Genomic DNA, 13,500 nt, shown 5'->3' on the forward strand with positions numbered 1-13,500 from the left:
AGTTGCGAACTGCGCCCGTTTTCAGAAGCGTAGTTCTCGTGCATCATGGGGCGTGCATTCGCTGACCTGTCATCCGGATGAAGCGGCAGGCGCTGCAATACGCGTCACCGCAGATGCGCAGCTTCGCTCGCTTGGCGTCATTGAATTGCGCTATCGAATCAGCGGCGCCCTGCGTGATCTCGTCCTGCCGACGCCCGCGGATCAGGCCTTCGTCAACGGCCTTTGGCGCAGCACCTGTTTCGAGGCCTTCATCGGTGGCGTCGATGAGCCTGGCTATGTCGAGTTCAATTTTTCGCCGTCACGCCAATGGGCCGCTTTCTGTTTCGAGCTCTATCGCGAAGGGCGGGTGGATCTGCGCGATTCGCGGCCGCCGGCTGTTGCAGTAACCGAGAACGATTCGGTACTCGAGCTGCGCACCGCACTGCGTCTTGCGGACTGGCCCATCGCGGTCAGGCCGCGTTATCTCCTGCGCATCGGTCTCGCTGCCGTGATCGAACAGCGCACCGGTGGTAGCCTGCACTTCGCGCTTGCCCACCCGCAGGGCGCGCCGGATTTTCATCACGCGGATTCATTCGCTCTGGCACTGGACATGAAGGCGGCAGGACGGGCCGTCGGTTGAAATTCGGTCTCGATCGCCTGTTGGCAGATGCCGCACTTCGCAGGCGGCTCGGGAACCGGCGCGTTGCGCTGCTTGCCCATCCGGCTTCCGTACGTGCCGACCTCGAGCATAGTCTCGATGCGCTTGCCGCACAGCCTGAAATCCGCCTGAGTGCAGCGTTCGGGCCGCAGCACGGCCTGCGTGGTGAGAAGCAGGACAACATGATCGAGTCAGCCGATTATCTCGATCCGGTTCATGGCATTCCCGTGTTCAGCCTCTATGGCGAAGTTCGCAGGCCGACTCCGACCATGCTCGATGCCTTCGATGTATTGCTCGTCGACCTGCAGGATCTCGGCTGCAGGATCTACACGTTCATCACGACGCTGCGTTACGTGCTCGAGGCGGCTCACGCCGCCGGCAAGGCGGTCTGGGTGCTCGATAGACCGAACCCGATCGGCCGCCCTGTCGAAGGATTGGCGCTGCGCCCCGGCTGGGAGAGTTTCGTGGGCGCCGGCGCCATGCCCATGCGTCACGGCCTGACCATGGCAGAACTGGCGCGATGGTTCGCGCAGACTCTCGGGCTGAACCTCGAACTCGAGTGCATCACCATGGCCGGCTGGCAACCCGATGCCGCACCCGGTTGCGGTTGGCCGGTCGGCGAGCGCAGCTGGATCAATCCGAGCCCCAACGCACCTGGTCTTTCCATGGCGCGTTGCTATGCGGGCACCGTGATGCTCGAGGGCACGACCTTGTCGGAAGGACGCGGCACGACCCGACCGCTGGAACTGTTCGGCGCGCCGGACCTGCCGGTCGAGAGCCTGCTTGCGCGCATGCATGCATTGGCGCCAGCATGGCTCGCGGGTTGCCGCCTGCGGGCCTGTCACTTCGAGCCAACGTTTCACAAACATGCGGGCCGGCTCTGCCATGGTTTGCAGATTCATGTCGATGATCCGGCTTATGACCATGCCGGGTTCCGACCCTGGCGGATCATGGCGCTGGCATTCAAGGCATTGCGTACCGTGGCGCCCGACTATCCATTGTGGCGTGATTTTCCCTACGAATACGAAACCAGCCGTCTCGCCATCGATGTCATCAATGGCAGCACCCTGCTGCGCGAATGGGTCGATGACGCGCAGGCAAGCGTCGACGATCTCGACCGGCTCGCCGGCGTCGATGAGCAGAATTGGCGCCAGGAACGGGCCGATTTCCTGCTGTATTGACGACTCACTTCAACCGGGGAGAAAGCCGAGGTCCTGCTGCGCGAAGTTGCCGATGTGTGGTGCGACCTCGGCCAGCTGTGCATCGGCGACGCCGAACCACCGCGCCAGCGTAGCGACATACTGATCGGCCGAGGTCGTCGGGATCATGCGCCCGCCCGAGACATCATCGGGCCCGTCGATTTCGAGCACGGGCATGCGCCCGTAGATGTCACCGCCCAGCACCGAATCGCCGACGACCATCTGCACGCCTCCCCAGCCGTGGTCGGTGCCATCGCCATTCGAGGTGAGTGTGCGGCCGAAATCCGACTGCGTGAAGGTCGTGACATTGCCCGCGACATTCAGCTCCTGCATGGCATCGTTGAACGCGCTGAGACAGGCGCTGATGTTGCCGAGCAGCTGCGGCTGGTCGACGGCCTGGTTGTCGTGCGTATCGAAGCCGCCACTCGCGACGAAGAACACCTGCCGGGTGGTCTGCAATTGCGCGCGAGCCGCGATCAGTCGTGCTACCGTGCCAAGCTGTGCTCCGAGTGGCGTGCCCGGGAACACCGTCGTAACCGGTGGCGCCTGCGCGATGGCATCCCCGATGGTGCCCGCCAGATCGACTGTTCGCCGTTGCACCGCGCCGAATGCGCGCGCGTAGATGCTTTCATAGTCGTGATCGACCAGTGCATCGAACACGCGCCGCTGCTCGAGAAATATCCCGGTGTCACCCAGTCCCAGGATGGGCACCGGGCCCGAAGGTCCCATGGTGAAGGGCAGGGTGCTGTTGCCCGCAAGGGCAAGGCTCGTGCCAAACAGTGACAGGTTGGTCGGCAATTGCTGCTGGATCTGCGGCGCGAGCAGGTCGGCGACGCGACCCGCCCAGCCCGTGCTCGCCTGGTCATTGCCCTTCAGCGTGTGCCACTGGTCCTGCTGATCGTTGTGCGAGAACAGCTGCGGTGGCAGCGGCACGGAGTTGTTGAGCACCTGGTCGCGCGTTGCAGGCACGATCAGCGGTCCGACGTTCGCCACGACGGCGAGGCGTCCCTGTTCGAACAATTGCTGCATGCCCGCCATCGCCGGGTGAAAGCCATAGGCTGCTCCATCGGTCGTTGCCGGGTTGATAGGGAGCAGCTGGTCCAGCGGCACGGCGAGATTCTGCCGTGCATTCGCATAGACATCGTATTCGGCCTGGCTGCGCGGTACGACCATGTTGAACGAGTCGTTGCCACCGAAGAGAAAAACGCAGACCAGCGCGCGAAAATCTGCAAACGGGGCGCCGCTGCCCGCCATCTGCGTGAACGCGGCGCGCGGTGAGGATGCAAGTGCCGCGGCGGCCAGGCCGGCACCGAGAAACTGTCGACGATCGATGAGTTGCATGATATGCCTCTCCTCAGTCCTGGTAAGCGAACGCCGGCGAAGTTGCCACCAGATAGATGGCGTCAGCGGCGCGCAACACGGTGTCTGTCGGCGCGAAGTTATCCAGCATTTGTACGATGGCAGCGCGCAGCGGCGCCTCGAGTCCGCGTCCGAGCAGCTTCTGCGCCACACTGTCTGCAAGCGCTCCGGAATCGCCGGCGATATTCATCTCGGCGCTGATGTCGACCACGATATCGTCAGCACCGAGCCCGGTGGCGGCGGAATTGCGGTTCAACATCTGGTCGAGCATGTAATTCGTGATATTGGCATTGAGGTATTCCGTGGCGATCTGCATCTCCGGAGCAACGAGACCCTGGTCGCGAAGTTCGCCGGGCGGTGAGTAGGCCGGAGAGTAGAAATTGAACACCGACGGTGATTGCAATGGACCCTCGCCGAAAGCGGCACCTGCGAATATCAAAGGGTACTTGCCGCTCTGCGACTTGCCGTCATAGGCGCGCCACAGCTGCGTGAGGCGGATGACCGGTTCCTTCAGCTTCCCTCTGGCCGAGGTCGCGCCTGGATTGCGCGCTTCGGCATCGAGCAGGAGTGCACGCACCACGGCCTTGAGATCACCGCGTGTGCCGCTGCCATTGTTGTTGAATACCCGCGCGATGCGCTGCACATAGGCGGGACTTGGATTGCTGGTCACCAGCCGCTGGATGAGCTGGCGCGCGACGAAGGGACCAACATTCGGGTGATTGAAAATATTGTCAAGCGCCGCATCAAGGTCCTGCTCGGCAGTCTGGTTGGCCGGCAACACGGTCCCGCCCAGCAATTTCTTGCTTCCTGTGTCATGAAAACCGGGATAGGACTGCATCGGGATCACCTGGTTCGCGCGTGTCGGGCGCGCCTGGCGAAAACCGGGAGCGCCGGCGTAAGTCCATCCGGTGTAGACGTGCGCAAACCCCTCGATGATGCTCTGATCGTAGGTCGCAATGGGTTGATTGCTGCCATCCACCTTGACGCTGCCGTCGTCATTCAATTCAACCAGGCCGATCGTGAAAAGTTGCATCAGTTCGCGGGCATAGTTCTCGTCGGGGCGTATGTTGAGCGCGGCATTCGGTTTTTCGTTGCCGAGCATGGACAGATAGACGCCCATGGCGGGGTGCAGCGTGACAGCCTCCATGAGGTCGCGATAATTCCCGAAAGCCCGCTCGGCGAGCAGGTCGTAATACGAAGCGAGTCCGAAGGGTTGATTCACCAGCGCGCTGTTCTGCGAGACCACCATGATTTGCGACAGTGCGAAAGCGACCCGCTGGCGCAGCTGGTCATCACCATTGACCACATTGCGAAACCAGATATCCACGCGATCGGCCTGCAGTTCGAAATCACCGACCATGGGCGCCGGCAGGCTTTGCAGGAAGGGCAGTTGCCGGCTGGGCGTGCGCGCGATTTGATCGTCGATCCAGGCGGCATAGCCCAGGCTGATGACCCGCTGCGCTTCGACTTCCGTGGCGCCGAAGGTTGTCTGGTTCAGGAACTGGAAGGCTTCGGCCTTGGTGATGGCGGGCGGCGGAGGCGGTGGAGGCGAGCCGCCGCCGCTGCCGCCGCTGCAGGCGCCCAGTAGCGCGATCAGCGCGGCCACAGCCAGGCCGGTGCAGGTGCGCAATACGGTCATGACGGTCTCTCCCATGGCGTATTCAGAGCCGTGACGTTATAGGATTCAGTGTCGCCGCATCCGTGACTGTATGACAACCGCGGGCCCAGGACATTCCCACCGGGCGAGCGGCACGGCCGCAGGTAACATAAGCATCTAACGCTGAACCGCTCTGGAGGTTGACCATGCATCCCTTTCCCCACCACTACCACGCAAGCGCCACGGCAAAAGCCGCGGGCGAGGTGAAATTGTCGGGGCCTGGTTTGCCAGCGCTTGCGAGCGATGGTCCGGCGGAGTTTGGCGGACCGGGGAACCTGTGGTCACCCGAGACGCTGTTGACAGCAGCCCTGGCGGATTGCTTCGTGCTGTCACTGCGGGCTGTCGCCGCTGCATCCAAATTCGAGTGGCTTGCGGTGAGTTGCGAGGTCACCGGCAAACTCGATCGTATCGACAAGGTCAGCCAGTTCACGGAATTCTCGATTCGCGCCCGATTGACCATTCCTGCAGGCGCAGACGCCGAGAGAGCGAGACGCCTGCTCGAGAAATCCGAACAGATCTGCCTGATATCGAATTCGCTCAAGGCCGAGCGGCACCTTCAGATCGAAATCGAGCAGGCTTGAGCGCAGGCCATACGGACTAAGGAGCAACGATGAGCAGCAGTAACGATGATCGCAAATTGAGCCGGCGCGGCATGCTGGCCGGATTCGGCGCAGTGGGTGTGGGCGCGCTATCGGCTAACGCGGCGGCGCAACAGGCGCGCGGCGACAACCGACTGCGCGGCGCCGGGGTGCAGGTTGCGCGCAATGGCAAATACGCGAGCGTGCCCTTGCGCCAGGATGCCATCAATGTATCGGCCATCCAGTCGCGCGTAAGGGCCGTTGACCTGACCAACCTCAAGTCCTCCATGAAAGCCAATCTCGACCATGTCGTGCAGCTGATCGACAACGCGCAAGGCTCGCCCGCTGCCTGGAATGGTGAGCGGCGCTGGGGAGCCAAGCAGGATCTCATCTGCATGCACGAATTTCCGATCCAGGGGTTTCAACCCTGGACACGGACCGAGCTCAATCGGGTTGCGTTCGACCTGCCGGGACCGGAAAGCGAGGTCATCGGCGAGCGCGCGCGCCACTACGGCTGTTACATCGCCTTTGGCTGTTACGCCCGCGACAAGGACTGGCCACGCCACGTGATCAACATGTCGGTCATCGTCGGTCCGGACGGCGAGATCGTCGCCAAACACTGGAAGGCGCGCAATATCCTCGGCCTGTTCGGCGAAGGCGCATTGATCGGTACGACGGTCTACGACGTTCTCGATCGTTATGTCGAGATGTATGGCTGGGATGCCGTTCTGCCAGTCGCGCGAACCGACATCGGCAATCTCGCGATGACTGCAGTCGGAATGGAGCCACTCTTGTACATGGCGCTTGCACTGAAAGGCACCGAGCTGCTGATCATGTCGGTCACCGGCGGCAGCAACGCGGATTCGGCAGGCGCAACCGCCCGCATGGGCCGGATCTACACCGTTGGCGTGGGCAACGCGGTATCGCCCGACAACATCGGCTTTACCGATGCGGCGGGTGCGCAGGATGAAGGCACCGTTATCGTCGATCCCCGTGGCGCGGTGATCGCGAAGACCTCGAATCATCATGAGGACATTGCGAGCACCCGGATTCCGATTGCGGATTTTCGCAAGACACGCCGGTTCCCCGAGGTACCGATGGCGCTGCTGCGACCCGTGTTCGACAGCTACGAGCCGCTATTCAAGCCAAACGCCTTCCTCGGGCAATTGCCCGAGACCTACAAGGAGGCGGGCGACCTCGTTCGCGCGCGCATGGGTAAGGGCTGATTCTCAAGTTGCGGCCGCAGTGCGGAACTGACCGGCGAATCCAGGGGTCCAAGCACCAATGAATCCCAGCACCCTGCGCGGGTTGATCGTGGCGGTGGCGCTGCTGGCTGTCGCCGGCGGTGGCTATTACCTGTGGCAGCAACGCCGAGCGGTGCCAGCACCGGAGGTCCTGCCAACGGCGAGTGCCCCTGAGACGCAACCGTCACCGCAGGTCGGCCCCGCTCCCGAATCGCCCGCCATTGCATCGGATTCCACCGCATTGCCATCGCTTGCCGAAAGCGATTCGCTGGCAGGCGCGGAGCTCGATGGTTTGCTCGACGATTCGACGATCAGCGAGCGAATCGAACACGATGCCTTGATCAAGCGGCTCGTGATCAGCCTCGACAGCCTGCCGCGGGGCAGCATCGCGCAGCGCTTCAGTCCATTTCGCCCACTTCCAGGCGAGCTCACAGTGTCGGGTGATGACGATAGCGGTTTCAGCCTGAGCGCAGAGAACTACGCGCGCTACGAGCCCTATGTCAGTGCCTTCGAGCGCATCGACAGCGATCTTCTGGTGGCAACCTATCGTCGTTTCGCGCCCTTGATGCAGCAGGCCTACGCCGAATTGATCGCCCCGCAGGGCTATTTCGATGAACGACTGGTGGAGATTATCGATCACCTGCTCGCGGTGCAGGTCGCGGCGGCGCCGCCACAGCTCGCGCGTCCGAGTGTGATGTTCCAGTACGCCGATCCTGCCCTCGAAGGCCGCTCGGTCGGGGCCAAGCTGCTGACGCGCATGGGCCGGGACAACGCAGCGCGGGTGCAGAGCAAGTTGCGTGAAATTCGGCCATTGCTGGCCAGGCACAGCGACTGAATTGACCTTTGCTGCCACGCTCGGTACCGTCGTAGCAGCGTGAAAATCAATTGGAATCAATACGATCCCGGTGCCTGTTACGATGAGTTGATCAGCGCGCCGGGTAGCGCGCGGCCGGCCGCTGCATCGCTCGCCAGCTATCTGGCGTCCCTCAGCCCAAAACGTCTGGAATCGCGCCAGGATGCGGCCGAGCGCGCCATCGTCGAAATGGGCATTACCTTCACGGTCTACAGTGAAGGCCGCAACATCGATCGCGCCTGGCCGTTTGACATCATCCCGCGCGTTATCGATGGCCGGGAATGGGACCGCGTCGCGGCCGGCCTGATCCAGCGCCTGCGCGCGCTGAATCTGTTCATCGACGATCTCTACCACGACCAGCGCATATTGCGCGATGGCGTGGTACCGGCAGAGATCGTGCTCACCTCGCGCAATTTCCTCGCCGCCTGCAAGGGCGTAAGCCCGGTCCATGGCGTCTGGGCGAACATCTGTGGCACCGATCTGGTGCGCGACGCTGACGGAGTCTTCTACGTGCTCGAGGACAACCTGCGCGTGCCGTCAGGCGTTTCCTACATGCTCGAGAATCGCATTGTAACCAAGCGTGTGTTTCCGGAGCTGTTTCGCGACAGCTCGATACGCACCGTCGATGACTATGCGTCGCAGCTGCTCGACATGCTGAATTCGCTGTCGCCTCGCGACATCGAGAGGCCGGAAGTCGTCGTGCTCACTCCGGGTATCTACAACTCGGCCTATTTCGAACACGCCTATCTTGCCCAGCGCATGGGCGCCGAACTCGTCCAGGGGAGCGATCTGGTCGTTGCCAGCGATGACCGCGTCTACATGCGCACCATCGGCGGGCTCGAACGGGTGGATGTCATCTACCGGCGCATCAACGACACCTCACTCGATCCCGAATGCTTCGATGCGGACTCGCTCCTTGGCGTGCCCGGCCTTATCCGTGCCTGGCGCGCCGGCAACGTGAGCCTTGCGAATGCGCCGGGTTCCGGCGTTGCCGATGACAAGGTGGTCTACGCCTATGTGCCGAAGATCATCCGCTACTATCTCGGCGAGGACGCGATCCTGCCAAACGTGCCGACCTACCTGTGTTCCGAGCCCGAGAGCCTCGAGTACGTGCTCGCGAACCTCGACAAGCTTGTGGTCAAGCCAGCGAATGAGTCGGGCGGCTACGGCATGCTGGTCGGCAGTCATGCGACTCGCAAGGAGCGCGAGGAATTCGCGCCGCGTATCAGCGAAAATCCCCGCAACTATGTCGCGCAGCCCGTACTCAGCCTGTCGACCGTGCCCACGCTCATCGACGGCCAGCTCGAGCCCCGCCACGTCGACCTTCGGCCCTTCATTTTGCAGGGAGCGACTGCGGCCGTGACCCCAGGTGGCCTGACGCGCGTGGCGCTGCGCCGTGGTTCGCTGGTCGTCAATTCCTCGCAGGGTGGCGGCAGCAAGGACACCTGGATCGTCGAGACGACGACCGCAAGGCGCAGGCGTTGATGCTTTCGCGCGTTGCCGAGCGGGTCTACTGGGCCGCACGCTACCTCGAGCGTGCCGAAGACAGTGCGCGACTGGTGGATGTCCACGCCCAATTGCTCCTCGACCTGCCGCGCACCGCGGGCATCGGCTGGTCGCAGGTGCCGGAGATCATGGGTATCGACATCGGCGGCATACGCAAGGGTCGGTTCGCCGAGCGCGACATCCTCAAACGGCTCCTCACAGACGAGAACTGCGCAAGTTCGGTGCTCAGTTCGATTGCGATGGCCCGCGAGAATTTCCGTACGACACGCGATGTCGTGCCAACCGAAGCCTGGCAGGGCGTCAACGAGCTGCATCTGTTCGCGCGTTCCGAGCTGCGCTGGGCCATTGGGCAGCGGCGGCGGCACGCGATTTTGAGCGATGTCGTCGCGCGCGTGCAGCAATTGCGGGGACTCCTGGCCGATACCATGAGTCATGGGCCCGCGTACCAGTTCATTCGACTGGGTACCAATCTCGAGCGTGCCGACATGTGTACCCGCATCATCGATGTCGCCGTGTCCGGCCTGCTGCGAAACCTCGAGCCCCTGCAGCGATTCGACAATACGCTGTGGATGAGTACGTTGAAGTCGGTGTCGGGCTATCAGATGTACCGTCAGTATGTGAGGCGGCGCATCCGGTCGGCCGACGTGCTGACCTTTCTGTTCCAGGATGAGGATTTTCCAAGATCTCTGCGCCACTGCCTGTGGCAGATCGAGCGGTGTCTGCAACGCCTGCCGAACAGCTCGACTGTGGCGCAATCCCTGCGGGAACTCACCGGGTATCTGGTCAAGATGGACGTTGGCCAAATGGACAATGCCGACCTGCACGCGGCCGTCGATCAGATGCAGATCGAGCTGGCAGCGATGCATCAACGCATGACCGATACCTGGTTCGCACCGGCCACCTGAGCCATGCGTCGCTTTCATTGTGGCTGCGGCCACGGCGTGTTTTTCGAGAACTACTCCTGCGGCGCCTGTCACGCGGAACTCGGCTTCGACCAACGCCGACTGGCCATGTGTTCGTTCCCGCCGGCGGATCCGCCCGATGGTTTTCGCCATTGTGCGAACCGCATCGCCTATGGCAATTGCAACTGGCTGGTGGCGGCGGACGATGACAGTGAACTGTGTTTTGCCTGTCGCATGAATGCGGTCATTCCCAACCTGACGGTTGGCAGGAACCTCCTGCTCTGGAGTCGACTCGAACAGGCCAAGCGCAGGCTGCTCTATGATCTGCTGCGCCTGCGGCTGCCGCTGGCAGCAGTCAGCGGCTCGGTCGCGTTGCGCTTCGAGTTCCTCGAGGACCAGCGCAGCAACCCGCAGGTGCTGGAGCCGTTCGTGACCATCGGCCATGTTGCCGGCGTCATCACCATCAATGTCGCGGAGGCTGATCACCCGCAGCGGCACGCGGTACGCGAGCAAATGGGCGAACGCTACCGCACCCTGCTAGGCCACTTTCGTCACGAGAGCGGGCATTTCTTCTTCCCGCGTCTGATCAGCGGCGATGCGCTCGTGCAATTTCGACAGCTCTTCGGCGATGAAAGCGCGGACTACAAGAGTGCTCTCGATCGCTACTATGCGCGGCCGCAGCCCGTAGCCATCAACGAGGACTACATCACGACCTATGCGAGCGCTCATCCGCATGAGGACTGGGCCGAATCATGGGCGCATTACCTGCACATCCAGGATGGACTCGAGACGGCCACTGCCTGGGGCCTGGTCACGACGACGTCGGGGGACTGGGTTGATGACTGGGTCGCGTTGGCGATACCGCTCAATGAAATGAACCGCAGCCTTGGCGGCGAGGACGTCTATCCCTTTGTGCTGTCAGCGCCTGTCGCAGCGAGATTGCGCTTCATCCATCGACAAGTCGCATCTTTGGTGGCGCAGCGGGCAGCCTGGGCAGGCGATCGAACGCGCTCTTGAGCCCTGCGTGCCAGGCCTGGCGCAGGGCCCTCAGGTATTCGTCGTCTTCATCCAGTATGAGGTGACGGCCGCCATTCATCAGGCGCGCCTCGCAGATGGCGAGCTCGATCGGCGGCCCGACGGTTGCATTGCTGCGCATGGTCGAGTCCATGGAAACGAGTGCGCAACGCGCGGCATCTTCGAGCGACAGGTCCGGCCGCACGATGCGATCGAGTATGGGCTTGCCATACTTGACCTCGCCCGCCTGCAGATACGGCGTGTGCGCCGAGGCGCGAATGTAATTGCCCTCGGGGTAGATGAGGAATATGTCCGGATTGCGACCCGCGATCTCGGCCCCGAGGACGAACGTGGCCTCCGGTTTGAAGTCGCTGTCGCCTTCGCGCTTGTGCTTGCGCGTTTCGGCGACATTGAGCATGCCGATGTATTCGGCCGCGTCGGACAGATGCGGCACAGTGGCCAGGCTGCGTTCGGCACTCTGCTCGAGATCGCGGCGCACCTGGGTGACGACCGCCTGCGAGGTTGCGAGATTGCCGGCCGACAGCAGCGTGAATGCGCGCTGGCCGTCACCGAGGAAGCGGTGCATCTTGCTGAAGGTACTGATGCGGTCGGGGCCCGCATTGGTGCGCGAGTCCGAAGCCAGCACGAGGCCCTGTTCGACTGATATGGCCAGGCAATAGGTCATGGCGGCGATACTATGCGAATCGACACGCAAGCAGAACCCCGGCCGGAGCAAATCCGGCCGGGACTGTGAGCTGCGTTCTAGCGATCGAGGCGGAACACCACCCGCACCTCATGCCAGGCGGCGATGGCGTTGCCGTCCGCAGTCGCCGCCAGGAAGCGCCAGTTGCGCCTTGCTTCGCGCAGCGCCGCCTCGTCGAGGGCCGCATAGCCGCTCGAGCGCGATACCCTTGCCTCGAGCACGCGTCCTTCGACACCTACCAGCACGGCGACATTGACCGCGCCTTCATGCCCCATGCGCACCTCCTGCGATGGATAGGGCGGCTGTGTCAACGGAAAGCGCGGATCGGCGCGCACTGAAGTCGGGGCGATTGCTGTGGGGCCCATGGCATCGCCACCCGGACTGATGCTGCCGTCCTGGTCGAGTGGCGGCGGCATGTCGTCCTGCGCCAGTTGCAATGGCTCTGGTGGCGGCAGTCGCTCGAATGTCGGCGTCCAGTCGGTGCTTGGCGCGGATGGCGGCGGCGTTTCGGTCGGCGCGGGCGGTTCCGCGATCACCGTCCATTGCATCGGTTCCGGCGCGTGCAGTCCATCGCGTACGTCGAGGACATTCATCAGCGCGATGATCAGCAGACCGTGGGCCGCGGCGACGCCGAGCATTGCCGCAGGCGAGCGGCGCAAGGCCAATGGCGATTGGCTGTCCATGGGCTCCCTCCGTCACATGACCTGGTCGGGCACCAGGCCTTCAGCCTTGAAACGGCCGGCCAGTCCCGGTGGGGTTAAGTGGCTGTTCACGAGGGTGTAGACTCGGGTGATGGCCGCGCCAAAGTCCATGCTCGAGCAATTGCGTCACTCCATCCTGAGCCTGGATCCGGAACATATCGACAAGCTCTACGGGCTCGAGCCCGTATATGAGCCCGTGCCCGATCACCGGCGTTCGGCATTGCGTGCCGTAGGCGCAGTGCAGTGCCCGCACTGCTGGCAGCACTATGAGGTCGCGATCGATCTCACGGCCGGCGATAGCTGCTATATCGAGGACTGCCAGGTCTGCTGCCAGCCGCTCGAGTTCGTCATCGAACTGGACGCCGACGGAGCGCTGGCCTCGATCAATGCCAGGCGCCTCGATCAATAGCACATGAAATCATTGCTCATATTCGTGCTCGCATTGCTGGCCGGGATCATTGCTACCCGATGGTGGCTGGAGCGCAGCGCCGCGCAGGCACAGGACCCGGTGCGCATCATGGTGACCGAGATTCGCACCCAGGGCATCATCGAGCACGAGCGCAGCATCGCCGTCTGGTATCGCGCCTGCCCGGAGGTGCCCGGTATCAATCCGGAGCTGTTCGTTGCCTGGCCTGCCAAGCTCAGTTTCGAGCTGCCGCTCGATGACATCGAGATCATCCGCGCGCCGGAAGGGCTGGAGGTGCGCACCTCGGCGCCGCGCATGGACGAACCACAGTTGCCGACGGACTTCCTCGACTATCTCGCAAGCACATCGGTGCTTTCGATCACCAACGAGCAGGAGTTGATCAATCGCGAGACCGCCAAGGCATCGCCGGTGGCTCGCTACCTCGCGAGCTATTTCCTGACGCGCGATCCGAAGCTGCGCGATGACATGGCGAGCGAGTTGCGCGCGCTTGTGGCGCGATTGTCCGGGGCGCTCGGCATCGCGGCGGACAACATTACCGTCACCATTCCCGCAAGCGAAGCGCGTCTACCACCGCTGCCGGCGCTGGAGTTGTGCGAGGGTACGGTCGCGGCCGTAAATGGCACGCCTTTCGCCCGGCTCGAAGACGGCCAGCTGGTGCCGGTGGCGCTTCGGGACAAGCCGCGAGGCGTGATCGGGGGCTGGACCCGCACGCGCCCTTGA

At 63.1% G+C, this 13,500-nt stretch carries 14 protein-coding genes; 10 read left to right on the forward strand and 4 right to left on the reverse strand.

What is annotated here, in order from left to right:
* Window positions 1-52: 52 nt before the first annotated feature.
* Entirely contained in the window at window positions 53-619 is a 567-nt protein-coding gene (locus tag R3E77_02735) for a DOMON-like domain-containing protein (protein ID MEZ5498327.1), read from the forward strand.
* On the forward strand, window positions 616-1,818 hold the full coding sequence (locus R3E77_02740; protein ID MEZ5498328.1) for a DUF1343 domain-containing protein: 1,203 nt from the start codon (window positions 616-618) through the stop codon (window positions 1,816-1,818). The genes R3E77_02735 and R3E77_02740 overlap by 4 nt, the downstream gene beginning before the upstream one ends.
* A 9-nt stretch (window positions 1,819-1,827) precedes the next feature.
* Here R3E77_02740 and R3E77_02745 read toward each other — a convergent pair whose 3' ends face one another.
* A complete protein-coding gene (locus tag R3E77_02745) occupies window positions 1,828-3,177 on the reverse strand; it encodes a DUF1501 domain-containing protein (protein MEZ5498329.1) in 1,350 nt (449 codons plus the stop codon).
* Between the two features lie 13 nt (window positions 3,178-3,190).
* A complete protein-coding gene (locus R3E77_02750; protein ID MEZ5498330.1) occupies window positions 3,191-4,834 on the reverse strand; it encodes a DUF1800 domain-containing protein in 1,644 nt (547 codons plus the stop codon).
* Window positions 4,835-4,998: 164 nt separating this feature from the next.
* On the opposite strand from R3E77_02750, the gene R3E77_02755 reads away from it, so the two are divergent.
* From R3E77_02755 to R3E77_02780, 6 genes are read left to right on the forward strand one after another with little or no spacing between them, the layout of a single operon-like run.
* Window positions 4,999-5,433 (forward strand): OsmC family protein, encoded by a 435-nt coding sequence (locus tag R3E77_02755; GenBank protein MEZ5498331.1) that lies wholly within the window; start codon window positions 4,999-5,001, stop codon window positions 5,431-5,433.
* A 29-nt stretch (window positions 5,434-5,462) separates the two neighbouring features.
* Entirely contained in the window at window positions 5,463-6,656 is a 1,194-nt protein-coding gene (locus tag R3E77_02760; protein MEZ5498332.1) for a nitrilase-related carbon-nitrogen hydrolase, read from the forward strand.
* A 58-nt stretch (window positions 6,657-6,714) separates the two neighbouring features.
* Window positions 6,715-7,509, forward strand: coding sequence for a DUF3014 domain-containing protein (locus R3E77_02765; GenBank protein MEZ5498333.1), 795 nt, complete (start codon window positions 6,715-6,717; stop codon window positions 7,507-7,509).
* A gap of 39 nt (window positions 7,510-7,548) precedes the next feature.
* Window positions 7,549-9,012, forward strand: a complete 1,464-nt coding sequence (locus tag R3E77_02770) for a circularly permuted type 2 ATP-grasp protein (GenBank protein ID MEZ5498334.1) — start codon at window positions 7,549-7,551, stop codon at window positions 9,010-9,012.
* Window positions 9,012-9,938 carry an alpha-E domain-containing protein gene (locus R3E77_02775; protein MEZ5498335.1) on the forward strand — a complete coding sequence of 309 codons (927 nt, stop codon included), beginning with the start codon at window positions 9,012-9,014 and terminating at the stop codon, window positions 9,936-9,938. Before R3E77_02770 ends, R3E77_02775 begins: the two co-directional genes overlap by 1 nt.
* Before the next feature lie 3 nt (window positions 9,939-9,941).
* A complete protein-coding gene (locus tag R3E77_02780) occupies window positions 9,942-10,952 on the forward strand; it encodes a putative zinc-binding metallopeptidase (GenBank protein MEZ5498336.1) in 1,011 nt (336 codons plus the stop codon).
* On the opposite strand, the gene R3E77_02785 is transcribed toward R3E77_02780, so the two are convergent.
* Both R3E77_02785 and R3E77_02790 read right to left on the reverse strand, forming a co-directional pair.
* On the reverse strand, window positions 10,882-11,634 hold the full coding sequence (locus R3E77_02785) for a peptidase (protein ID MEZ5498337.1): 753 nt from the start codon (window positions 11,632-11,634) through the stop codon (window positions 10,882-10,884). The two genes, R3E77_02780 and R3E77_02785, sit on opposite strands and share 71 nt — an antisense overlap.
* Before the next feature lie 77 nt (window positions 11,635-11,711).
* On the reverse strand, window positions 11,712-12,335 hold the full coding sequence (locus tag R3E77_02790) for a TonB family protein (GenBank protein ID MEZ5498338.1): 624 nt from the start codon (window positions 12,333-12,335) through the stop codon (window positions 11,712-11,714).
* Window positions 12,336-12,444: 109 nt separating this feature from the next.
* Between R3E77_02790 and R3E77_02795 the strand changes: the two genes are divergently transcribed.
* Window positions 12,445-12,762, forward strand: a complete 318-nt coding sequence (locus R3E77_02795; GenBank protein ID MEZ5498339.1) for a CPXCG motif-containing cysteine-rich protein — start codon at window positions 12,445-12,447, stop codon at window positions 12,760-12,762.
* Between the two features lie 3 nt (window positions 12,763-12,765).
* On the forward strand, window positions 12,766-13,500 hold the full coding sequence (locus R3E77_02800) for a hypothetical protein (protein MEZ5498340.1): 735 nt from the start codon (window positions 12,766-12,768) through the stop codon (window positions 13,498-13,500).

This window comes from Steroidobacteraceae bacterium (genome assembly GCA_041395505.1).
In the GTDB taxonomy this organism is placed as follows: domain Bacteria; phylum Pseudomonadota; class Gammaproteobacteria; order Steroidobacterales; family Steroidobacteraceae; genus JAWLAG01.

Excerpts from the sequence above, each read along its gene's own strand:
- R3E77_02790 (MEZ5498338.1), bottom strand. The coding sequence starts at position 12,335 with ATGGACAGCCAATCGCCATTGGCCTTGCGCCGCTCGCCTGCGGCAATG.
- R3E77_02800 (MEZ5498340.1), top strand. The coding sequence starts at position 12,766 with ATGAAATCATTGCTCATATTCGTGCTCGCATTGCTGGCCGGGATCATT.
- R3E77_02785 (MEZ5498337.1), bottom strand. The coding sequence starts at position 11,634 with ATGACCTATTGCCTGGCCATATCAGTCGAACAGGGCCTCGTGCTGGCT.
- R3E77_02760 (MEZ5498332.1), top strand. The coding sequence starts at position 5,463 with ATGAGCAGCAGTAACGATGATCGCAAATTGAGCCGGCGCGGCATGCTG.
- R3E77_02745 (MEZ5498329.1), bottom strand. The coding sequence starts at position 3,177 with ATGCAACTCATCGATCGTCGACAGTTTCTCGGTGCCGGCCTGGCCGCC.
- R3E77_02775 (MEZ5498335.1), top strand. The coding sequence starts at position 9,012 with ATGCTTTCGCGCGTTGCCGAGCGGGTCTACTGGGCCGCACGCTACCTC.
- R3E77_02750 (MEZ5498330.1), bottom strand. The coding sequence starts at position 4,834 with ATGACCGTATTGCGCACCTGCACCGGCCTGGCTGTGGCCGCGCTGATC.
- R3E77_02780 (MEZ5498336.1), top strand. The coding sequence starts at position 9,942 with ATGCGTCGCTTTCATTGTGGCTGCGGCCACGGCGTGTTTTTCGAGAAC.
- R3E77_02795 (MEZ5498339.1), top strand. The coding sequence starts at position 12,445 with ATGGCCGCGCCAAAGTCCATGCTCGAGCAATTGCGTCACTCCATCCTG.
- R3E77_02765 (MEZ5498333.1), top strand. The coding sequence starts at position 6,715 with ATGAATCCCAGCACCCTGCGCGGGTTGATCGTGGCGGTGGCGCTGCTG.
- R3E77_02755 (MEZ5498331.1), top strand. The coding sequence starts at position 4,999 with ATGCATCCCTTTCCCCACCACTACCACGCAAGCGCCACGGCAAAAGCC.